At 66.0% G+C, this 19,994-nt stretch carries 18 protein-coding genes; 12 read left to right on the top strand and 6 right to left on the bottom strand.

Going from position 1 to position 19,994, the window contains the following annotated elements:
* Window positions 1–70 precede the first annotated feature (70 nt).
* From ACP15I_RS19780 to ACP15I_RS19745, 8 genes are read left to right on the top strand one after another with little or no spacing between them, the layout of a single operon-like run.
* Window positions 71–1,027, top strand: a complete 957-nt coding sequence (locus ACP15I_RS19780; RefSeq protein WP_424976375.1) for an HAD family hydrolase — start codon at window positions 71–73, stop codon at window positions 1,025–1,027.
* A gap of 16 nt (window positions 1,028–1,043) precedes the next feature.
* Complete coding sequence (locus ACP15I_RS19775) at window positions 1,044–2,756, top strand: alkaline phosphatase family protein (protein WP_424976374.1); 1,713 nt, start codon at window positions 1,044–1,046, stop codon at window positions 2,754–2,756.
* A gap of 16 nt (window positions 2,757–2,772) precedes the next feature.
* Window positions 2,773–3,747 carry an AAA family ATPase gene (locus tag ACP15I_RS19770; protein ID WP_424976373.1) on the top strand — a complete coding sequence of 325 codons (975 nt, stop codon included), beginning with the start codon at window positions 2,773–2,775 and terminating at the stop codon, window positions 3,745–3,747.
* Between the two features lie 9 nt (window positions 3,748–3,756).
* Window positions 3,757–4,692, top strand: a complete 936-nt coding sequence (locus ACP15I_RS19765; protein WP_424976372.1) for a DUF58 domain-containing protein — start codon at window positions 3,757–3,759, stop codon at window positions 4,690–4,692.
* Entirely contained in the window at window positions 4,689–5,195 is a 507-nt protein-coding gene (locus tag ACP15I_RS19760; RefSeq protein WP_424976371.1) for a DUF4381 domain-containing protein, read from the top strand. The genes ACP15I_RS19765 and ACP15I_RS19760 overlap by 4 nt, the downstream gene beginning before the upstream one ends.
* The gene (locus ACP15I_RS19755; RefSeq protein WP_424976370.1) at window positions 5,192–6,178 is read left to right on the top strand and encodes a VWA domain-containing protein; all 987 of its coding nucleotides are present in this window, start codon (window positions 5,192–5,194) and stop codon (window positions 6,176–6,178) included. The genes ACP15I_RS19760 and ACP15I_RS19755 overlap by 4 nt, the downstream gene beginning before the upstream one ends.
* Window positions 6,175–7,689 carry a VWA domain-containing protein gene (locus ACP15I_RS19750; protein ID WP_424976369.1) on the top strand — a complete coding sequence of 505 codons (1,515 nt, stop codon included), beginning with the start codon at window positions 6,175–6,177 and terminating at the stop codon, window positions 7,687–7,689. The genes ACP15I_RS19755 and ACP15I_RS19750 overlap by 4 nt, the downstream gene beginning before the upstream one ends.
* Window positions 7,686–8,933, top strand: a complete 1,248-nt coding sequence (locus tag ACP15I_RS19745) for a BatD family protein (protein ID WP_424976368.1) — start codon at window positions 7,686–7,688, stop codon at window positions 8,931–8,933. Before ACP15I_RS19750 ends, ACP15I_RS19745 begins: the two co-directional genes overlap by 4 nt.
* Before the next feature lie 4 nt (window positions 8,934–8,937).
* Here the strand turns inward: ACP15I_RS19745 and ACP15I_RS19740 are convergent, their stop codons facing one another.
* The 5 genes from ACP15I_RS19740 to ACP15I_RS19720 all read right to left on the bottom strand — a co-directional run bounded on the left by ACP15I_RS19740 (window position 8,938) and on the right by ACP15I_RS19720 (window position 13,965).
* Window positions 8,938–9,699: a citryl-CoA lyase gene (locus tag ACP15I_RS19740; RefSeq protein ID WP_424976367.1), complete on the bottom strand. Its 762-nt coding sequence runs from the start codon at window positions 9,697–9,699 to the stop codon at window positions 8,938–8,940.
* On the bottom strand, window positions 9,696–10,898 hold the full coding sequence (locus ACP15I_RS19735) for a CaiB/BaiF CoA transferase family protein (RefSeq protein ID WP_424976366.1): 1,203 nt from the start codon (window positions 10,896–10,898) through the stop codon (window positions 9,696–9,698). The genes ACP15I_RS19740 and ACP15I_RS19735 overlap by 4 nt, the downstream gene beginning before the upstream one ends.
* Window positions 10,888–12,411: a tripartite tricarboxylate transporter permease gene (locus ACP15I_RS19730; protein WP_424976364.1), complete on the bottom strand. Its 1,524-nt coding sequence runs from the start codon at window positions 12,409–12,411 to the stop codon at window positions 10,888–10,890. Before ACP15I_RS19730 ends, ACP15I_RS19735 begins: the two co-directional genes overlap by 11 nt.
* A gap of 3 nt (window positions 12,412–12,414) precedes the next feature.
* Window positions 12,415–12,903 carry a tripartite tricarboxylate transporter TctB family protein gene (locus ACP15I_RS19725; protein ID WP_424968254.1) on the bottom strand — a complete coding sequence of 163 codons (489 nt, stop codon included), beginning with the start codon at window positions 12,901–12,903 and terminating at the stop codon, window positions 12,415–12,417.
* A gap of 81 nt (window positions 12,904–12,984) precedes the next feature.
* Window positions 12,985–13,965: a tripartite tricarboxylate transporter substrate binding protein gene (locus ACP15I_RS19720; RefSeq protein WP_424976363.1), complete on the bottom strand. Its 981-nt coding sequence runs from the start codon at window positions 13,963–13,965 to the stop codon at window positions 12,985–12,987.
* Between the two features lie 106 nt (window positions 13,966–14,071).
* Here ACP15I_RS19720 and ACP15I_RS19715 point away from each other — a divergent pair, with 106 nt between their 5' ends.
* From ACP15I_RS19715 to ACP15I_RS19705, 3 genes are read left to right on the top strand one after another with little or no spacing between them, the layout of a single operon-like run.
* Window positions 14,072–14,737, top strand: coding sequence for a response regulator transcription factor (locus ACP15I_RS19715; protein ID WP_424976362.1), 666 nt, complete (start codon window positions 14,072–14,074; stop codon window positions 14,735–14,737).
* Complete coding sequence (locus tag ACP15I_RS19710; protein WP_424976361.1) at window positions 14,734–16,119, top strand: sensor histidine kinase; 1,386 nt, start codon at window positions 14,734–14,736, stop codon at window positions 16,117–16,119. The genes ACP15I_RS19715 and ACP15I_RS19710 overlap by 4 nt, the downstream gene beginning before the upstream one ends.
* Complete coding sequence (locus tag ACP15I_RS19705) at window positions 16,083–17,084, top strand: ABC transporter substrate-binding protein (RefSeq protein ID WP_424976360.1); 1,002 nt, start codon at window positions 16,083–16,085, stop codon at window positions 17,082–17,084. The genes ACP15I_RS19710 and ACP15I_RS19705 overlap by 37 nt, the downstream gene beginning before the upstream one ends.
* 70 nt (window positions 17,085–17,154) lie before the next feature.
* Here ACP15I_RS19705 and adh read toward each other — a convergent pair whose 3' ends face one another.
* Complete coding sequence (gene adh, locus ACP15I_RS19700; protein ID WP_424976359.1) at window positions 17,155–18,675, bottom strand: aldehyde dehydrogenase; 1,521 nt, start codon at window positions 18,673–18,675, stop codon at window positions 17,155–17,157.
* Window positions 18,676–19,473: 798 nt separating this feature from the next.
* Here adh and ACP15I_RS19695 point away from each other — a divergent pair.
* Window positions 19,474–19,941, top strand: coding sequence for a hypothetical protein (locus ACP15I_RS19695; RefSeq protein ID WP_424974124.1), 468 nt, complete (start codon window positions 19,474–19,476; stop codon window positions 19,939–19,941).
* Window positions 19,942–19,994: the final 53 nt, after the last annotated feature.

Genomic DNA, 19,994 nt, shown 5'->3' with positions numbered 1-19,994 from the left:
CCCTCACCCGTGGCAGGGGGGCGATCCTTCCCCCCATTTTCTCAGCCCCCCTAAGACAGGATCTGCTGCCATGTTTTTTCGGACTGTTTTCGCCGGATGTCTTGCCCTGGCCGGGACGGCCTTTGCCGACCCGCTGCCTTCCTGGAATGACACCGAGACAAAGAGCGCGATCATCGCCTTCGTGGACAGTGTGACGGACCCTGCATCGCCCGATTACGTCACCCCGGCCGACCGGATCGCGACCTTCGACAATGACGGCAACCTCTGGGCTGAACAGCCGGTCTATTTTCAGCTGATCTATGCGCTGGACCGCCTGCGCGAGCGCGCCGAAGCCGACCCGTCGATCCTCAGCACCGATGCCCTCAAGGCCGCTGCAGAGGGGGACATCGACACCCTTTCTGCAGGCGGGGTCGAGGCCCTGCTCGAAGTGCTCGCGGTCAGCCATGCCGACATCTCGGTCGAGGACTTTCAGGCAGATGTGCTGGCCTGGCTCGACACGGCGCGGCATCCGAGCACCGACATGCGGTATGACGCGATGATCTATCAGCCCATGCTTGAGCTGCTGAGCTACCTGCGCGACGAGGGGTTCCAGACCTGGATCGTCTCGGGCGGCGGCGTGCATTTCGTGCGTGCCTTTGCAGAAGAGGCCTATGGCATTCCCCCCGAACAGGTGGTCGGCAGCGCGGGCCCAACCGAGTACCGGGATGGCAAGGTCATGAAGCTGGCCGGCATCGACTTCATCGATGACAAGGAAGGCAAGCCCGTCGGGATCGACAGCCGTATCGGCAAACGCCCGATCTTTGCCTCCGGGAACTCCGATGGCGACTTCGCCATGCTCGAATACACCACCGGCGGGGACGGCCCGAGCTTTGGCCTGCTGCTGCATCACACGGATGGCGCGCGCGAGTTTGCCTATGACCGCGAAGGCCATATCGGCGTTCTGAACCGGGGTCTCGACGAGGGACCGGACCGCGGCTGGGTCATCATCGACATGGCCGAAGACTGGAAAACCATCTTCCCGAACTGAGCGTGTGGAGGCCCGCATGTGGATCAAGGACCGCCACCGCACCGGATACAGCCGTCTGAGCCCCGTGCTGGGGATCGCGCTCTGCGCGGTCATGCCCGTCGCGGCCAGCGCGCAGGAGCGCCCCAAGCTGGTGGTTCAGATCACGGTCGATCAGCTGCGCGCGGATCTGATCGACCGGTTCGGGGGCGGGCTGGGGACCGATGGCTTTCGCCGACTGATCGATAGCGGGACGGTCTATACCAACGCCCATCACCCCCATGCCAACACCGAAACGATCGTGGGCCATGCCACACTGGCCACGGGAACCACGCCCGCGATCCATGGCATGGTCGCAAATCTCTGGTTTGACCGGGTTTCGGGCGCGCAATTCTACAATGTGCAGGACCCGGATTACCCGCTGGTGGGCGCCGCGGGCGTGGATGCCGATGCCGAGATCGACCCCACCCAACGGGCGGCGACCACGGATGGCCGGTCCCCCCGTGCCCTGCTGAGCTCCACCATTGCCGATGAGATTGCCCTGCATTTCGGCCCCGCCTCCAGGATTTTCGGGGTCTCGGTCAAGGATCGCGGCGCGATCTCCATGGCGGGTCACGCAGGTCAGGCCTATTGGTTCTCGAAATCCGAGGGGCGGTTCGTCACGAGCACCTTCTATCGCGACAGCTATCCCGACTGGATGGACGCGTGGCAGGCAGAAGGCCTAATCGACAGCTATGCCGGGCAAAGCTGGACCTTGCGCGCGGATCCCGACAGCTACATGTTCGGCGCGCGCGACGCCCAGCCATGGGAGACCGATTTCCCCGGCTTCGGCATCACCTTCCCCCATGACTGGGGCGCACGGGACGACAAGTACTTCACCACCCGTCTGACCCTGAGCCCGGCTGGCGACGCGATCACGGCGGATTTCGCCAAGACGCTGATCACCGCCGAGGGCCTCGGGCAGGACGCGGTGCCCGACTACCTCGCCGTGAGCTTTTCCTCGACAGATTACGTGGGGCATCTCTTTGGCCCCTCCTCGCTGGAGGCCGAAGACAACCTGCATCGTCTCGACCGGGTGCTCGCCGACTTCCTGAGCTTTCTCGATGCCGAGATCGGGCTCGACCAGACCCTCGTCGTGCTGTCGGCGGATCACGGCGCGCCGGAGCATCCGGATTACCTCGCGACGCTTGGCATTCAGGCCGGGACCTTCGATTTCGAGCGGGTGGATACGGAACCCGGCTTTGTCCGCCTGACCGAGGATTTCGGGGACAGCACGGCCCTGATCCGGAACTTCTCGAACCCCTATCTCTACCTGGATCAAGAGGTGATCGCCGCGCGCGGGCTGGACCTTGCCGAGGTGTCGCGCGCCGTGGCGGCGGAACTGGACGCCCTGCCGGGGATCGCCCATGCCATCCCGAGCACGGAGCTGCGCGCGGGCCGGGTCGCGCCCGGCAAGATTACCGATGCGGTGCGCGCCAATTTCCACCCTGACCGGTCCGGCGACATCTATATCGTCTTCGAGCCCCACTGGTTCATTGCCGATTTCGATGGGCTGCATGTGGCCTCTGCCCATGGCTCGCCCTGGACCTATGACACCCATGTGCCGATCATCCTGTCGGGTCCCGGCATTCCCGCGGCCCGCGTCGCCGATCCGGTCAGCACAACGGATCTGGCCGTCACCATCGCGACCTATCTGGGCACGAAACTGCCCTCGGGCGCGGTGGGCTCCCCCCTGATCGCAGCCCTGCCCTGAGCAAGAGAGACCGACCATGACCCCCCGAGAGCATATCGACACCCTGCGCACCGCCATGGGCCAGTCCATCATCGGCCAGCGCGATGTGATCGACCGGCTGGTGATCGGGCTTCTGGCCAATGGCAACTTGCTGATCGAAGGGCTGCCGGGGCTTGCCAAGACCCGGGCGGTCAAGGCGATGGCCAAGAATATCGAGGCCGAGTTCGGGCGGATCCAGTTCACGCCGGACCTGCTGCCGTCGGATGTCACGGGCACCGAGGTGTACCATCAGACCGAGACCGGCTCGGCGTTCAAGTTCGAACCGGGGCCGATTTTTGCCAATATCGTGCTGGCCGACGAGATCAATCGCGCCCCGGCCAAGGTGCAGGCCGCCCTGCTCGAAGCGATGGAAGAACGTCAGGTCACCGTCGCGGGCACCACCCACAAGATGCCGCCGCTGTTCATCGTCATGGCCACGCAGAACCCCGTGGAACAGGAGGGCACCTATCCCCTGCCCGAGGCCCAGATGGACCGCTTCCTGATGCATGTGCAGGTCGGCTATCCCACGGTCGAGGAAGAGACGCTGGTCATCGCGCTCGTTCGCGGCGAAGACAATGCAGCCGGGGACGCGCCCACCGCGCCCCCGCCCCGGATCCCGCAGGATGTGATTTTCGCCGCCCGCGCCGAGATCGCCGGGATCCATGTCTCGGATGCGATGGGCCGCTACATGGCCGATCTGGTCTACGGCACCCGCACGCCGGCCGCGCTGGATCCGGATCTGGCCCGCTGGATCGAGATCGGGTCGAGCCCGCGCGCCTCGCTGGGCCTCGACAAATGCGGGCGCACCCATGCCTGGCTGTCCGGGCGCGACTTTGTGGATCCCACCGATATTCGCGCGATCGCCCATGACGTGCTGCGTCACCGGCTGACCCTCAGCTACGAGGCGCAGGGCGAGGGGGTGACACCCGATCAGGTGATCGACCGCCTGCTCGATCTCGTGGCCCTGCCCTAGGTCCGTCCCATGGCCCCGCCCTCTGATCCAAGGATTGCCGTTGATCTGCCCCATCTGCAGGGGTTGCAGAGACAGGCGCGGCCCCTGAGCTTTCTGCCTCGCCAGCCCGTGCGCTCGATCCTGAACGGACGCCATGCCTCCAAGCTGAAGGGGCGCGGCCTGAATTTCGAGGAACTGCGCCATTACATGCCGGGCGATGACATCCGCACCATCGACTGGAAGGTCACCGCCCGCACGGCGAGCCCCTATATCCGGGTCTATACCGAGGAACGGGACCGGGCCGCGATGCTGGTGGTGGATCAACGGATGTCCATGTTCTTCGGCAGCGTGCGCAACATGAAATCGGTCACCGCCGCCGAGGCCGCCGCCATCGCCGCGCACCGGATCCGGGCGCAGGGCGACCGGGTGGGCGGTATTGTCTTCACCGATGACGCCGTGATCGAGCATCGCCCGAAAGCCAGCCCGCGCGCCTTGCACCGGTTCCTCGGATCGGTTGCCCAGGCCAACATGGCCCTGCATGCGGGCCGACAGGCCGAGACCCGCATCGCCCTGAACACCCCCTTGCGCGCCACGGAACGGATCGTGCGGTCCGGCGGTTTGGTGATGGTCTTCAGCGATTTCGACGCCTGGGATGAGGACACGGAAAAGAGCCTGTCGCGGATGGCGCGCCGCAACGACGTGATCCTTGTGACCGTCTCGGACCCGGTGCTCGAGACGCTGCCAGAGACCGCGCAGCTCGTCGTCTCCGATGGCGGCTTGCAAGCGCAGATCGACACCCGGTCCGGCGAGACCCGCGCCGCGCTGCGCAGCTTTGCGACCGCACGGCTGGCGGCGATGACCGCCTTTTGCACCCGGACCGGCATTCCGGTCCTGCCCCTGAGCGCGGCGGAGGACACCCTGCCCCAGCTCCTGCGCCTGATGGGCGCGCGGGAGATGCGGACATGAGCGACACGCCAACCCCCGACGCGCTCGACGGCCTGAGCCTGCCGGAACTCTTCGACGCTTTGGCGCCGATCACGCCGCCGCCCGCGATCTCGATGATGCCCCAAACCCCGGCCTGGGCGGTGCTCGGGCTTGCCCTGCTGGGCGGGTTGGTCTTCGCGGGTATGTACGTGCGGCGGCGCCACGCGGCCAATGCCTATCGCCGCGCCGGGCTTGCCGCGCTCAGCGCAGCAGGATCGGACCCGGCGGCGATTTCCACCGTGTTGCGGCGCACCGCACTCGCCGCCTTTCCGCGCGACGCGGTCGCCGGGCTGCACGGGACGGATTGGGTTGCATTTCTCGACCGGACCGCGCCGGGTCTAGGCCTCGCGCAGTCTCCGCTGGCGGAGGTCCTGCTCGCCGGGCCCTATGCCGCGCAACCGCCCTCGACCGATCTGGCCGCGCTGGCAAAACGGTGGATCGAGACGCATCGCCCCCTCGGCCCCGCCGAAGGAGCCGCATCATGAGCATCGCCTTCGCCACCCCCTGGATCCTGCTAATGCTGCCGCTGCCGCTCCTCGTCTGGTGGCTCGTCCCGCCCCATCGCGAGCGTACGGCCGCCCTGCGCATTCCCTTTTTTCGGAGCGTGACGGCCGCAACCGGCGTGAGGGCTGCCGATGGCGCGCGGGTTCTGGCCCGCTCCCGACTGCAGGTGCTGGCGACGACCTTGTGCTGGATATTGATTGTCGTGGGCCTTGCGCGTCCCGAACGTCTCGGCGATCCGATTACGGTGACGAATGCCGCGCGGGACCTGATCCTCGCCGTGGATATCTCGGGGTCGATGGATGACCGGGACATGGAAACCCCGGAGGGGGACCGGGTCCAGCGCCTGCAGGCGGTCAAGGACGTGGTGCGCGCCTTTGTTGCCGAGCGCGAGGGTGACCGCATTGCCCTGATCGTGTTCGGCGCGAATGCCTATGTTCAGGTGCCCTTCACCGAGGATCTGGACAGCGTCGCCGAGCTGCTGGAGCAGACGCAAACCGGGATGGCCGGACCGAATACGGCGATCGGCGATGCAATCGGGCTCGCGATCCGCGCCTTCGAGGACAGCGAGATCGAGGAACGGCTGCTGATCCTGCTCAGCGACGGCGCCGATACGGCCAGCGCCATGAGCCCGATCAACGCCGCGGAAATCGCCGCCGATGCGCAGATCACGATCTATACGATCGGCGTGGGCAACCCCGATGGCAGCGGCGAGGAGCGTCTCGACCCTGCCACGCTCGAGGACATCGCCCGGAGGGGCGGAGGTGCGTTCTACTACGCCACCGATGTGGAAGGGCTGGCCGAGATCTATGCGGAGATTGACACGCTCAACCCGCGCGTGACCGACAGCGCAACCTATCAGCCCCGCGAACCCATCAGTCACATCCCCTTCGCTTTAGCGCTCCTGATCGGCGTTCTGACCAGCGCGTATCTCCATCTGGCCCGGGGCCAGAAGGCGGCGGCATGAACACGCTGGAGGCCTTTCACCTGCTGCGCCCCTGGGCCTTGCTGGTCCTGCCCGTGCTGGCAGTGCTCTGGTGGCGGATCCGTCCGAAACGCACGGCCTCGCCTGCTGCTTTGTCCGGACTTGCCCCGCATCTGGCCAACGCCTTGACCGTGGGCGGCGCGGATCGGCGGCGGCTCTATCCCGTGGACGGGGTCATGGCCGTTCTGGCCCTGCTGACGCTTGCGGTGGCCGGGCCAAGCTGGACCCGCCTGCCGGACCCGTTTCAGGCGGAGACCGCCCCGATGGTGGTTGCGTTGAAAGTGACCCCGTCCATGGAGGAAGGCGATGTCGCGCCATCACGGCTCGAGCGGGCGACCTTCAAGATCCGCGATCTCGTGAACCGGCGCGCGGGCGCGGAAACCGCCTTGATCGCCTATGCGGGCACCGCCCACCGCGTAGTGCCCCTGACGACGGATCCCGGCATTCTGGGCAGCTTCCTCGATGGGCTCAGCGCCAAGGTCATGCCGGTCGAGGGCGACGCCCCTGCCGCCGCACTTGCGCGCGCGCAGGCCGAGATGGACCGGGCGGAAACACCGGGAGCGATCCTGTTCATCCTCGATGACCTGTCGCCGCAGGCCGTGGCGGAGCTGAACACGGCGGAGCGGGGCCCGCTGGTCGTTTATGTGGTCGCCCCCCCCGACATCGCCCTGCCGCAGCTCGACGGCATCGAGAACGCCCGGATCGTCCGGATGACCCCCGATGACGGGGATCTGGACCAGATCGAGCGTCACCTCACCTCGGCCTATCAGGCCGCGCTGGCCGAGGACGACTCGCAAGTGTGGGAGGATCGCGGCTGGTGGCTGGCATGGCCTGCGGCCCTCTTGCTGCTGATGTCGTTCCGCCGGGGCTGGACCATGCCATGGGCGGCCGTGGCCGTGGTGCTGTTTGGCCTTACGGCCGCGCCGCAGGCCCGGGCAGAGGGGCTCGCAGACCTCTTCTGGACCCCGGATCAGCAGGGCCAGCGCGCCTATGATGCCAATCAGTTCGGCGCAGCGGCCGAGCTGTTCTCTGATCCGATGTGGCGTGCCCTCTCTCTCTTCCGGGCCGGGCAATACGAGGCCGCGGCAGAGGCCTATGCAGCCCTCGACGGGGCCGAGGCCGCCTTTGGCGAAGGCATGGCACGGTTGCGCAACCGCCAGTATCGCCCGGGCGTGCGCGCCTTTGAGCGCGCGCTCGAACTGCGCCCGGACTACCCGGAGGCAGAGCGCAATCTGGTCGTCGCACAGGCGATCGTCGCCTTTGTCGAAAGCACTCAGGCCCAGTCGGATACCGGCGAAGAGGCCGGGATCGGCGCCGATGAGGTGGTCATGGACAACGAAAGCGGACTGGGCGAGCAGACCCAGATCATGCCCGATCAGGACGGGCTGGGACTGGAAAGCGCCGAGCAATGGATGCGCACGGTCGATACCAATGTGGGCGATTTCCTCGCCACGCGGTTCAAGCTCGAAGCGGCAGCGGGGGATGCGGAATGAACCGCCTCATCACCCTTCTTGCGACGCTGATCTGCGCCTTCGGGCCCGCGCAGGCGCAGGAGCCGGTGGTCGAGCTCAGCCTCGCCGAAGAGAGCGTCGCCGTGGGGCAGCCTGTCATCCTGCGGCTGACGGTCCTGGTCCCGAGCTTCATGCCGAACCCGCCCAGCCTGCCGAGTTTCGAGACGCCGAACCTGCTGGTGCGCCTGAATGGCCGCGCGACCAGCCCGACCAGCAAGTCTGTGGATGGCGAAACATGGTCCGGCGTCACCCGCAGCTATACGCTCTATCCGATGGTGGCCGGGCCCTTCGAGATCCCGGCTCAGCAGGTCAGCATCACCTATCGCGGGACGGGCACCGAGGACATCACGACCACGGTCGCGACCGAGCCCTTCACCCTGACCGGGTTGGTGCCCGAGGGGGCCGAGGGGCTTGACCCGCTGGTGATCGCCAAGGGGCTGACCGTAACGCAGGAGATCGTGCTGCCGGAGGGCGACATCGCCGTGGGTGATGCCGTGACCCGGAGCCTCAGCGCCAAGATCACCGGAACCGCGCCGCTCTTTGTGCCGCCCTTGCTGCGCCTGCCCGACGAGAGCGAGCTGCGGGCCTATCCCAAGGACGCCGTGCTGACCGAAAGCATGGACCGGGGTGTTCTGTCCGGCACGCGGCAGGAGGAGGCCAGTTACATCGCCCTATCGGAGGGGCCAGCGGAGCTGCCGGAAATCACGCTGGAATGGTACAATCCCAGCTCCAACAGCGTCGAAACCATCACGTTGGAGGGGGCCAGTTTCGAGGTTCTGGCCGGGCCCGCGGCCCCCATCGCTTGGGATCGAGGTCTCATCCTGCGTCTGGTGCTGGCCGCGGCGGGGCTGATCGCGGTCGGGTTCGGCTATCTGCGCTTTGGCCATGCACGGGTGCTGCACTGGTGGGCCGCACGACATGCGGCACGGGCCCTGTCGGCGCGGCAGATGTGGGCGGATATTGAGCGCGCCATCGCGGCGCAGGATCTGGCACAGACCCTCGCGCGCCTCTCCGCCTTCGAGGCCCGGCACGGGGCGCTGGACCCGTCGCCAGATTTCGAGTCCGCGATGGCGCAGGTCACTGCGATAATCTACGGGTCGGGGGCGGTTTCGGATCGCGATGCGAAAGCCCGCTGGGCCGCTCTGGCCCGCGCCTTCGATGCGAGGCATCCCGCAGGGCGGGGCACACGCAAGGCCGAGGCGCTGCCCGCGCTCAACCCGCTCTGAGCGCTCACTCGCCGGTATAGGTCCAGCGATAGGCGGGCGGGGTCGGCCCCTTGTTGCGGCCACCCTGCTGCATCTGTTCCCAGGAATGCGCCAGCAAACCCACCGAGCGCGAGAGGCAAAAGAGCCCGCGGGCCAGCGGCGGTGCGAAGCCGAGCTCGGCATAGATCACCGCCGTTGCGCCATCGATGTTCATCGGGATCGCGCGGCCCTTGCGCACGGCGAGCTCGGCCTCCACCGCCTCGCCGAGAGCGAGGAAGCGCCCCGTGCAGGCCCCGGCAGCGACCGCCTCGCGCACCAGCGCCATCAGGCGCGGCGCGCGCGGATCGACAGGCGTGTGAAAGCGGTGCCCGTAGCCGGGAATGATCTTGCCCCGCGCGGCGATCCAGGCATCCAGCGCGGGGCCGAGCGGCCTGTCGGCCAGCGCATGGAACATCTCCACCGCCTGCTCACCCGCGCCGCCATGGACATCCCCGAGCATGTTCACCCCGGTCGCCATCGCATTGTTCAGGGGCAACCCGCAGGTGACCGCCATGCGCGCCGCCGCAATCGACGGCGCTTGCGGTCCGTGATCCACCGCAGAGACCAGCGCCGCCTCGAAGAGCCGCGCCTGGGCAGGCTCCGGCCGGTCGCCCCGCACCATCAGCCAGATCATCTCGGCGAAGGAGGTCGACCCTATCAGATCCTGGATCGGCTGACCGCGCAGGTGAATGCGCCCGGGCTCCATATCGATGATGGCCGTGGACCACCAATCTGCGACATCGCTCATATCACGCCCTCCTCGCGCAGCGCGGAAATCTCCGTCGGGTTCAGGCCCAGATCCTGCAGCACCCGGTCCGTATCCGCGCCCAGCGCCGGGGGCGGTGCGGCAGGCTGCCGGCGGGTGCCGTTCACCTGAACCGGCGCGCCGGGCAAGGCGATATCTTCCCCGGCCAACTGGACGGTCCCGATCAGGCCACGGTCCCGTACTTGCGGATCCTCCAGCGCCTCGGCCACGCCGAGCACGGGCCCCGTGGGCACCCCTTCGGCGTTCAGCGCCGCGACCCAATGGGCGGCGGGCCGGGTTTTCAGCACAGCCTCCAGCGCCGCGCGCAAGGCATCGCGATTGGCCTTGCGGTCCTCGCGCGTGCGATAGGCCGGGTCCTCGATCAAGCCGGGCAGGCCGAGCAGACGCGCGAGGCTTTCCCACTGGGTGTCGCGATTGGCGGCGATGTTGATCGGGTTGTCGGCGGTCGCGAACGTCCCCGACGGGGCCGAGGTCGTGTTTTCATTGCCATGGGGCGCGGGCGGCACACCGCCGATCAGGTGGTTGGACACCACCCAGCCCATGCTGGAAATCAGCGCTTCGGTCATCGAGATGTCGAGAAACGCGCCCCGGGGCCGGGCATTGAGCGCGGCCGCCACCGCAAAGGCCGCCGTCATCCCGCCGCAGGTATCGGCCACCGGATAGCCCACCCGGTATGGCGCGGTGTCCGGAGCGCCGGTAATCGACATCGCGCCAGACACCCCCTGCACGATCTGGTCATAGGCCGGGTCATTCTTGCGCGGCCCGTCCTGCCCGAAGCCTGAGATCGCGCAATAGATCAGCCGGGGATTGGCCGCGCGCAACACCTCATAGCCGAGACCGAGACGGTCCATCACCCCGGGGCGAAAATTCTCGACCAGAACATCCGCCGCCGCCACGAGCCGCTTGAGCAGCCCTTTGCCTGCCGGGGCCTTGAGATCGAGGGTGATGGAGGATTTGCCCGCATTCTGGGCCAGAAAACTGATCCCCATATGCGCGGCGTTCCGCGCCGGGTCCGCGCCGAGCTGACGCGCGAGGTCGCCGCTGCCGGGACGTTCGACCTTGATGACTTCGGCCCCCATCAGTGCCAGTTGATAGCAGCAATAGGGGCCGGCCAGAACATTCGTCAGATCAAGCACCCGCACCCCGGACAGGGGCGCGGGGGCCTGGGTCTCAGTCGCCATCGGCTACGCCTTCGGCCCGGGCCCGGGCGCGGCGCGCCCGGTAGCTCGGCAGGATGATCAGAAGCCCCGCGATCACCAGCAGGCCGAGGGTCATCGGACGCTCCCAGATGAACCCGATCCCGTCATAGAGCTGCATCGCGCGGGAGAAGTTGTCCTCCAGCATGCCGCCCAGAATGAACCCGATCAGCAGGGGTGCCAGCGGGTAATCCGCAAAGCGCAGGATCGTGGCGCAGATCCCGAAGCCCACGAGCAGCAACAGTTCGGTCGCGTTGTTCTGGCCGATATAGGCCCCCATCAGGGTGAAGAACAAAATGAACGGGATCAGAAAGTTACGCGGAACCGACAGGATCTTGGCGATATAGGGGATCAGCGGCAGGTTCAGCACCAGCAGGATCAGGTTGCCGATGAACATCGACATGATCACCGCCCAGAAGATCTCGGGCGCATCGATCATCAGGCGCGGCCCCGGCGAGACGTTCAGGGCAATCAGGGCCCCGAGCAGGATCGCCGTGGTCCCCGAACCGGGAATGCCCAGGGTCAGAAGCGGCACAAAGGATCCGGTGCAGGCCGCGTTGTTCGCGGTCTCGGGCGCGGCGAGGCCCTTGATCGAGCCTTTGCCGAACTCCTCCTGCTCCTCCTTGGGCGCGATGTTCCGCTCCACCGCGTAGCCGAGGAAGGAGGCGATGGTCGCGCCCGCCCCCGGCAGCACGCCGATGAAGAAGCCCTGCACAGATTGCCGTCCGACCACGGGGGCCATGGATTTCGCTTCGGCCTTGGTGATGCGCAGATCCTTGATCTCGCCGCTGTCATCACCGCCACCAGAGGCGGAGCGCACCGGGTTCATGACCAGGAACAGCGCTTCGGGCAGGGCGAACATCGCCATGGCCAGGGTGATGAAGCCAAAGCCCGATTGCAGGTCCATCAGCCCCATGGTGAAGCGCGGCAGGTTGAACAGAGCGCCCTCGCCGACGGTCGCCATGATCAGCCCGAGGATGGTCATCATCAGCGCCTTGGCCACCTGGCCCGTGCCCGCGAAGGCCGCGATGGCCGAGAGGCCCACCACCATCAGCGCGAAGTATTCCGCCGAGTGGAACAGCAGCGCGACCGAGGACAGGGCCGGTGCAAAGACCATGAGCAGGATCGCCCCAATGGTTCCCCCACAGAAGGAGGCGATGGCCGCAATGGTCAGCGCCTTGCCCGCCTTGCCCTGTTTGGCCATGGGATAGCCGTCAAAACTGGTGGCCACGGTGCCCGCAACCCCCGGCGCGTTGAGCAGGATCGACGAGGTCGAGCCGCCGAAGATCGCGCCGTAATAGACGCCCGCCAGTAGGATGAGCGCCGCCGAGGGGTCGCCGAGCGAGATCGCCACGGGGATCATGATCGCGATGATCGACATCGGGCCGAGGCCCGGCAACATGCCGATGAACGTTCCGATCAGGCAGCCCCCGATCACCATCAGCAGGTTCTGGATGGAAAAGGCCGTTTGCAGGCCGATAAGCAGTCCTTCAAGCATCTCTTACGCCCCCAGGAACATGGGCAGCGGGCGCAGGAAGATGCCGAGCACCTCTTGCACCAGATACCAGACAAAGCCCGCGGCCACCGCCGAGACACCGATCATCACCGGCCAGTTCCGCTCGCCAAGGATGACCGATCCGAGGATCAGGAAGCCGCTCGTCGAGAGAAGGAACCCGGCCGGACGCAGCAGCAGCGCATAGGCCACCATCAGCCCGAGAAGGGCAGCCGCCTGACCAATCTTGTAATCGCCAAGCCGGCGGTAATCGATATCGCCCTCCTTGGGCGGCTTCTGCGGGCCCTCGAGCCCCAGCAGGATCACCAGCGAGGCCACCGCGCCGAGCACGGCAAGAACCTTGGGGAAAGTGGACGGCCAGATCGGATTGCGCCGCATGAACGGGGCAAGATTGTCGTCCATCGTGAAATAGGCCGTGTAGCCGTAGACCAGGCAAATACCCAGCAAAACAAGCGCGATCCAACGGTCGAGCGCCATGTCCATCCCTCCCAAATTTTCGAAATAATGCGGGCGGGCGCGTTGTTCTCCGCGCCGCACCCGAGAAGCCGAGGCTTCAGATCAGAGGAAGCCGAGCTTCTTCATCAGATCGCCGATCTGCGTTTCCTGGGTCTCCAGGAACTTGAGGAACTCGTCGCCGCTGTTGTGGATGTTGACCCAGCCATTGCGGGCGCGGACGGTTTCCCACTCTTCGGTGTCGTACATCTTCTCGATGGCCGCCTGATAGGCTTCGACCTGCTCGGAAGGCATGCCGGGTGCGCCGAAGAAGCCACGCCAGTTGACGAAGGTGGTGTCGATGCCCTGCTCCATCATGGTCATGGCCTCGGGGGCTGCGCCCACGCGCTCATCGGAGGTCACGCCGATGATCTTCACCTCGCCCGCATCGGCCAGATCGACCGCTTCGGAGAACCCGGTGGACAGCGCCGCGATCTCGCCCGAGAGCAGAGCCGCCATGGCTTTGCCGCCCGCGTCATAGGGGATGTACTTCACGCCCAGCGGGTCCTTGCCCGCGGCTTCCATCACCATGGCCGCCACGAGGTGGTCCATGCCGCCCGGCACCGAGCCGCCGCCAATCGCGGTGGAGTTCGGGTCTGCGTCATAGGCCGCCAGCAGGTCTTCCATGGAGTTGATCGGGCTGTCCTTGCCAACCACGATGGCCGCATAATCGCCGATGGTCCCGGCCACGAGGGTCAGGTCGCGGAAGTTATGCGGGAACACACCGGTGAGCGAGCGGATCACGATCGGCGTGGAGTTCACCATCAGCGTGCCGTAGTTGCTCTCGGCGTTTTCGATCAGATACCCGATGGCTTTGCCGCCGCCGCCGCCGGACATGTTTTCATAAGATGCCGAGCCGACGAGCCCGGAATTGGTGAGCGCCTCACCGGTGCCGCGCGCGGTGCCGTCCCAGCCACCACCGGCGCCGCCGGGGATGAGGAAATGCACGCTGTCGAGCATCTGGTGGCCACCGGCCTGAGCGCCACCGGCCAGCGCGAGCGAAGCCGCGGCTGCCATGAGCGCGCGACGAGTCATTGCGAATGTCATGTCAAGATCCTCCCGTTTGACAAAGGCGGTCGTTGCCGCCCATGAAAGATACGTCGCACCGAAAGCTGACATAAACCTGACACCGCTCACGGGAATCTTTGCGCCCATGCGATTTCTTTTGATCGAGGACCACGCGCCGCTGGCCCGGGCCGTCATCGACCGGCTCAGCCTCGATGGCCATGTGGTCGATCATGCCGACAGCATGGCCGAGGCCTGGGATTTCATCGCGACCACGACTTACGATCTGTTTTTGCTGGATATTATGCTGCCCGACGGAGATGGCCGCACCTTTCTGAGCCGCTGCCGCCGCGAGGCGCAGGAGACCCCCGTGATCGTGCTGACCGCCCGTTCCGAGGTGTCCGACCGGGTCAGCGTTCTGGATCTGGGCGCGGATGATTACATGGTCAAACCCATCGATTTCGCCGAGCTGGAGGCCCGCTGCCGGGCCGTCATGCGGCGCAAGAGCGGGGCGGCGGGCAATCAGATCACCCTGGCCGAGGTCACTTTCGACGCGCTGGCCGGCACGCTCGAGACACCGGACCGGGTGGTGCAGTTGCGCACGCGCGAGCTGCGGCTGTTCGAAACCTTTGCCAATGCACCGGGCCAGATCTTCTCGAAATCGGCCCTTGTGGACCGGCTTTTTTCCTTTGACGAAGAGGTCACCGAGAACGCGATCGAGGTCTATGTGGGCCGGTTGCGCCGCCATCTGGCCGAGACCGGGGTGCGGATCACCACAGTGCGCGGGCTCGGCTACAAGCTGGACGTGCCATGAGTTTCGGACTGGCGCCGACCACATCGATCCGGCGACGCCTGCTGACCTTTCTGCTGACGGGGGCGGCGGCCACGGCAATCATTCTCTATTTCGTTGTGCAATCCGTGGCCGCGCAACTCGCCCAGGAAAGCCAGGACAATATCCTGACGGCCTCGGCGGTCTCCATTGTTGACAACGCCCGGGTGCGCGATGGCGAGATCATGATCGACATCCCCTATTTCGCCTTCTCCATGCTGGGCAGTGCCGCCGATGAACGGGTGTTCTATGCGATCTGGCTCGGCGACGAGTTTCTGTCGGGCTATGACAGCCTGCCCCGTCCCGAAGGCCCCCCGGCGGAGCCCGCGCGGTTCGACACCCTGCCCTTTCTCGGCGAGGAGGTGCGACTTGCCACCGTGGCCCGGCCAATCTCGCTGATCGAGGGGTCGTCCCTGCTGCAGGTGTCCATCGCGCAGACGCGGCAGGGGCAGCGCGCGGTGCTGACCCGGGTGTCGCGGCTCTCGCTCGGGATCGGGGCGGGGTTCTTTGCGCTCACCGCGCTACTCGCGATTGTCGTGGCCAGCACCACGATCCGCCCAGTCAACCGGTTGACCGGCAGTCTGTCCCGCCGGGGCCCGTCGGATCTGCGCGAGGTGACCACGGCCGTGCCGCGCGAGATGGCCCCGCTGGTCGCGACGCTGAACAGTTTCATGACGCGGCTGAAAACGTCGCTCGCCCGGTCCGAGGATTTCATCGCCGAGGCGGCGCACCGGGTGCGCACCCCGCTGGCCATTGTCCGGACGCAAGCCGAAATCTTGCATCGCCGCGCCGAGACCCCGGAGGCGCGCCAGACCCTGCAAGAGATGATGCGCGCCGTGGACGAAACCTCGCGCACGGCGGGGCAATTGCTGGATCACGCAACCGTGAGCTTCCGCTCCGACAGTCTGGAGAGCGGCGAGATCTCTCTCCAGACGCTCGCGCGGGAGGCTGCGGCCCGCGCGCGCCCGATCTCGGAGCTCAAGGACATTGAGATCACAGTAGAGGGCGCCGCCGAGTCCCGCCTGCGTGGCGATCTCATCCTGATGCAGAGCGCGGTGGCCAATATCCTCGACAACGCGATCAAATACACACCCGCCGAGGGGCAGATCACCCTGAGCGTGGACCGGGACCAAGACCGTGCGCGGCTGCGCGTGACTGATACCGGCCCGGGCTTTCCGGATGCGGACCCTGCGGCGCTGACCGGAAGGTTCGTGCGCGGAAGCAACGCGGCGCAGATCATCGGGTCCGGACTCGGCCTGACCATTGCCGACGAGGTCGCCCGGGTCCATGGCGGTCAGCTCATCCTTGCCAATTCAGCCGGAGGCGGCGCATGCGTCACACTCTCCTTTCCCTTGTCGGGTTCCTGATCGCCGCGCCGCTCGCGGCCTTCGAGATCGAGGATCAGGCGCGCTTCGGCCCGGAGGGGGCCACGACCACGCTCGAGATCATCTCGACCGCCGATATCGCGTTCTTCGAGCCGATGATCCTGTCCTACCTCGCGGGCGCACCGGATACGGCGGTGGCCTATACCGTGGCCAGCTCTGCCGAGCTGGACCGTGCCCTGCGCAGCGAGCGCGCGCGGTTCGACATCGCGATCTCCAGTGCAATGGATCTGCAGACCAAACTGGCCAATGACGGGCTGGCCCAGCCGCACAGCTCGGACGCCACCGAAGCGCTGCCCGATTGGGCCCTGTGGAACGACCGGGTCTTCGCCTTCAGCCAAGAGCCGGCGGCCATGGTCGTCTCCAAGGCGGCCTTCGCCGATCTGCCCCTGCCCCGCAGCCGGCAGGAGCTCATCACGACCTTGCGCGAGAACCCCGACCGGTTTCGCGGGCGGATCGGCACCTATGATGTGCGCCAATCCGGGCTCGGCTATCTGTTCGCGACGCAGGACGCCCGCACCTCCGAGACCTATTGGCGGCTGACCGAAGTGATGGGCGCGCTCGACGTCCAGCTCTATTGCTGTTCGTCCGACATGATCGATGGCGTGGTCGGGGGCGAGCTGGCCATCGCTTACAATGTTCTGGCGAGCTATGCTTTGGGGCGGACGGATCGGGACGCCTATACGATCATCCTGCCCTCGGATTTCACGACACTCATGCTGCGCTCGGCCCTGATCCCGGCGGGGGCCGCCGAACCCGAGACAGCGCGGCAATTCGTGGATCACTTGCTGAGCGAGACCTTTGACGGGACCGCCCTGCCCCCCCTCAGCCCCGCCAGCAATGACAGTGCGGTGCGGCGGATCGAGCTGGGTCCGGCCCTGATGGTCTATCTCGACCGGTTCAAACGGCGCGGTTTTCTGTCGGAATGGGAAAGCGCAATCCTGCAGTGACCACCCGCCCCCATGAAAAAGGCGCGGCCCCCGAAGGCGCCGCGCCGATCCGCATTTCGAAGGTCCGGGCTTAGAAGAAGCCCAGCTTGTTCGGGTTGTAGCTGACCAGCATGTTCTTGGTCTGCTGATAGTGGTCGAGCATCATCTTGTGGTTCTCACGCCCGATGCCGGACTGCTTGTAGCCGCCAAAGGCCGCATGGGCCGGGTAGGCGTGGTAGTTGTTGACCCAGACACGGCCCGCTTCGACACCGCGCCCGAAGCGGTAGCAGGTGTTCTGATCCCGCGACCAGACACCGGCGCCGAGGCCGTACATGGTGTCATTGGCCAGCGCGAGCGCTTCTTCTTCGGTCTTGAAGGTCGTGACCGAGACAACCGGGCCAAAGATCTCTTCCTGGAAGACGCGCATCTTATTGTGGCCCTTCAGGATGGTCGGCTCGATATAGAAGCCGTCCTTCAGATCGTCGGAGACCTCTGCGACCTTGCCGCCCGTGAGGACCTCGGCACCTTCTTCGACACCGATCTGGAAGTAGGAGAGGATCTTCTCTTTCTGCTCGGCGCTGGCCTGCGCACCGACCATGGTTTCCATCTTGCGCGGGTCGCCCTGCACGATGGCCTTCACGCGGGCGATGGCGCGGGCGATGAACTCTTCATAGATGTCTTCGTGGATCAGCGCGCGGCTCGGGCAGGTGCAGACCTCGCCCTGGTTGAACGCAAAGAGCACGAAGCCTTCGACGGCCTTGTCGAGGAAGGCGTCGTCCTCGGCCATGACATCCTTGAAGAAGATGTTGGGGGACTTGCCGCCCAGTTCCAGCGTCACCGGGATCAGGTTGACCGTGGCGGCCTCCATGATCTTGCGGCCCGTGGCGGTAGAGCCAGTGAAGGCGATCTTTGCGATCCGGTCGGAGGTCGCGAGGGCCGCGCCCACTTCGCCGCCATAGCCGTTCACGATGTTCAGAACACCAGCCGGCAGCAGGTCTGCGATCAGCTCGACCATGACCATGATGGCCGCGGGCGTCTGCTCGGCGGGCTTCATTACGATGCAGTTGCCTGCTGCGATGGCCGGGGCCAGTTTCCAGGCCGCCATCAGGATCGAGAAATTCCACGGGATGATCTGGCCCACGACGCCAAGCGGCTCGTGGAAGTGATAGGCCACGGTGTCGTTGTCGATCTCGGACATCGACCCTTCCTGCCCGCGCAGCACACCGGCAAAATAGCGGAAGTGGTCAACGGCCAGCGGAATGTCGGCCAGCGTCGTCTCGCGGATCGGCTTGCCGTTATCCCAGGTCTCGGCCTTGGCGATGATGTCGAGGTTCTCTTCGATCCGGTCGGCGATCTTCAGCACGATATTGGCGCGCTCGGTGACCGAGGTTTTGCCCCAGGCGTCCTTCGCCGCATGGGCCGCATCCAGCGCCAGCTCCACATCCGCAGCAGAGGACCGGGCGATCTGGCCGACCACTTCGCCGGTGATCGGCGTGACGTTGTCGAAGTAGCGCCCTTCGACCGGGGCCACGAACTGGCCGCCGATGAAGTTGTCGTAGCGGTCCTTGAACGGGGAGACGAGGGTCTCGTCCAGTTGGGTCATCTCATTCATGTCGTGGTCCTCCTAGGGTGGTGCAGTCGGGGTTGCCCCCATGTGATGCAACGGAGCCTAGGACAGCGGATCCCGCGGCCGGGGTGGTCCCTTAGTCGTGGTTCGGGGGACCTGTCTCAGGAGTGAGACAGGTTGCAGGACAAATTCACGGATCCTGTGCAATTTCCGGCGTGGCATGGCGCGGTATCGGCTTTACACCCTCGGCTCAGGCCAAGTTCCCGACTCGATCCCGCGACAGGCGCGCCGGTTTCCCAGCGGGACATATATATAGAGAGTGTTCGCGCGGCACCGGCAGAGGGATGGCTCTCGCATGGAGAGGCAGTGACCTGTCATTGCCCCTTTTCCGGTGATTTTCGCAGTCGACCTAGGGATCTCCAGGGCAACTCGGCCTGATTTGAGCGCAGGATCGGCCAGTTCGGCGGGTAAAACGGCGGGGTTCCACGCCGCCAAGGGCATGTGTGCGTTTTTTTCGATGTTTTTCTGTCACGCGCGGCGTGAGGTTTCGGGCTCTGGGCGGGCGGTGTTGGAAACATCACCGGCGCGTGAGGGGGTGTTTCGGGGTAAGTCTCTGGAAGGGCTACGTTTTCCCGAAAGGCATCGGCGCCCCGCGCAGAAGGCCTGATCGCGCGAGCGTGATGTGCGTCAGCGCGCAAATGCCTCTCTCATCATCGCCATTTCATTCCCGGCCCAACCGCCCCAAATCCAACTCATCGGCAGCGACACACACCGCCGACACACACAACACCGCGGCTCGCAACGCACATTCAAGCCGCGTAACACACTGAAAGGACTACTGAAATGAAACTCGCTCTGACATCCGCCCTCGTGATCGCCCTGACCGCTCCGGCCTTCGCCTCCTCCCAGCTCGAGCGTCAGCTCGGCGTCGAGCCCGGCGCTTACAGCTTCTCCGAACTGGCCGCGATCAAAGGCTCCTTCGACACCGACAATGGCTACAACATCCCGCCCCGCGGCGACGTGGTCTCGACCCAGTCGGTCGGCATCTCCCCGGCCCATGCACAGCTGGCCGCGACCTTGGGCCTGGACACCAATGACTACAGCTTCGGCGAACTGGCCGCCATCAAGGGCAGCTTCGACACCGACACCGGCTATAACGTGGCCGAGCGCGGCGCAGTCGTCTCGACCCAATCCGTGGGCGTGACCGGCGCAAGCGCACAGCTCGCAGCCTCCCTCGGGCTGGACGCAAACGACTACAGCTTCGCCGAGCTGGCCGCGATCAAAGGCGCCAAGGGTTCGTCTAACGAGTAATCCTTAACATCCCCCAAACCCCGCCCGGCCTCCTCCCGCCGGGCGGGCGTTTC

Origin of the sequence: Dinoroseobacter sp. S124A, from assembly GCF_049801015.1 — a bacterium.
Taxonomy (GTDB): domain Bacteria; phylum Pseudomonadota; class Alphaproteobacteria; order Rhodobacterales; family Rhodobacteraceae; genus Dinoroseobacter.
This window is presented reverse-complemented; position numbering and strand designations above follow the sequence as displayed.

What these genes read in the sequence shown, in the direction of transcription:
- ACP15I_RS19755 (WP_424976370.1), top strand. Translation starts at nt 5,192, where the DNA reads ATGAGCATCGCCTTCGCCACCCCCTGGATCCTGCTAATGCTGCCGCTG.
- ACP15I_RS19780 (WP_424976375.1), top strand. Translation starts at nt 71, where the DNA reads ATGTTTTTTCGGACTGTTTTCGCCGGATGTCTTGCCCTGGCCGGGACG.
- ACP15I_RS19735 (WP_424976366.1), bottom strand. Translation starts at nt 10,898, where the DNA reads ATGGCGACTGAGACCCAGGCCCCCGCGCCCCTGTCCGGGGTGCGGGTG.
- ACP15I_RS19775 (WP_424976374.1), top strand. Translation starts at nt 1,044, where the DNA reads ATGTGGATCAAGGACCGCCACCGCACCGGATACAGCCGTCTGAGCCCC.
- ACP15I_RS19715 (WP_424976362.1), top strand. Translation starts at nt 14,072, where the DNA reads ATGCGATTTCTTTTGATCGAGGACCACGCGCCGCTGGCCCGGGCCGTC.
- ACP15I_RS19720 (WP_424976363.1), bottom strand. Translation starts at nt 13,965, where the DNA reads ATGACATTCGCAATGACTCGTCGCGCGCTCATGGCAGCCGCGGCTTCG.
- ACP15I_RS19710 (WP_424976361.1), top strand. Translation starts at nt 14,734, where the DNA reads ATGAGTTTCGGACTGGCGCCGACCACATCGATCCGGCGACGCCTGCTG.
- ACP15I_RS19730 (WP_424976364.1), bottom strand. Translation starts at nt 12,411, where the DNA reads ATGCTTGAAGGACTGCTTATCGGCCTGCAAACGGCCTTTTCCATCCAG.
- ACP15I_RS19760 (WP_424976371.1), top strand. Translation starts at nt 4,689, where the DNA reads ATGAGCGACACGCCAACCCCCGACGCGCTCGACGGCCTGAGCCTGCCG.
- adh (WP_424976359.1), bottom strand. Translation starts at nt 18,675, where the DNA reads ATGAATGAGATGACCCAACTGGACGAGACCCTCGTCTCCCCGTTCAAG.
- ACP15I_RS19725 (WP_424968254.1), bottom strand. Translation starts at nt 12,903, where the DNA reads ATGGCGCTCGACCGTTGGATCGCGCTTGTTTTGCTGGGTATTTGCCTG.
- ACP15I_RS19695 (WP_424974124.1), top strand. Translation starts at nt 19,474, where the DNA reads ATGAAACTCGCTCTGACATCCGCCCTCGTGATCGCCCTGACCGCTCCG.
- ACP15I_RS19740 (WP_424976367.1), bottom strand. Translation starts at nt 9,699, where the DNA reads ATGAGCGATGTCGCAGATTGGTGGTCCACGGCCATCATCGATATGGAG.
- ACP15I_RS19750 (WP_424976369.1), top strand. Translation starts at nt 6,175, where the DNA reads ATGAACACGCTGGAGGCCTTTCACCTGCTGCGCCCCTGGGCCTTGCTG.
- ACP15I_RS19745 (WP_424976368.1), top strand. Translation starts at nt 7,686, where the DNA reads ATGAACCGCCTCATCACCCTTCTTGCGACGCTGATCTGCGCCTTCGGG.
- ACP15I_RS19770 (WP_424976373.1), top strand. Translation starts at nt 2,773, where the DNA reads ATGACCCCCCGAGAGCATATCGACACCCTGCGCACCGCCATGGGCCAG.
- ACP15I_RS19765 (WP_424976372.1), top strand. Translation starts at nt 3,757, where the DNA reads ATGGCCCCGCCCTCTGATCCAAGGATTGCCGTTGATCTGCCCCATCTG.
- ACP15I_RS19705 (WP_424976360.1), top strand. Translation starts at nt 16,083, where the DNA reads ATGCGTCACACTCTCCTTTCCCTTGTCGGGTTCCTGATCGCCGCGCCG.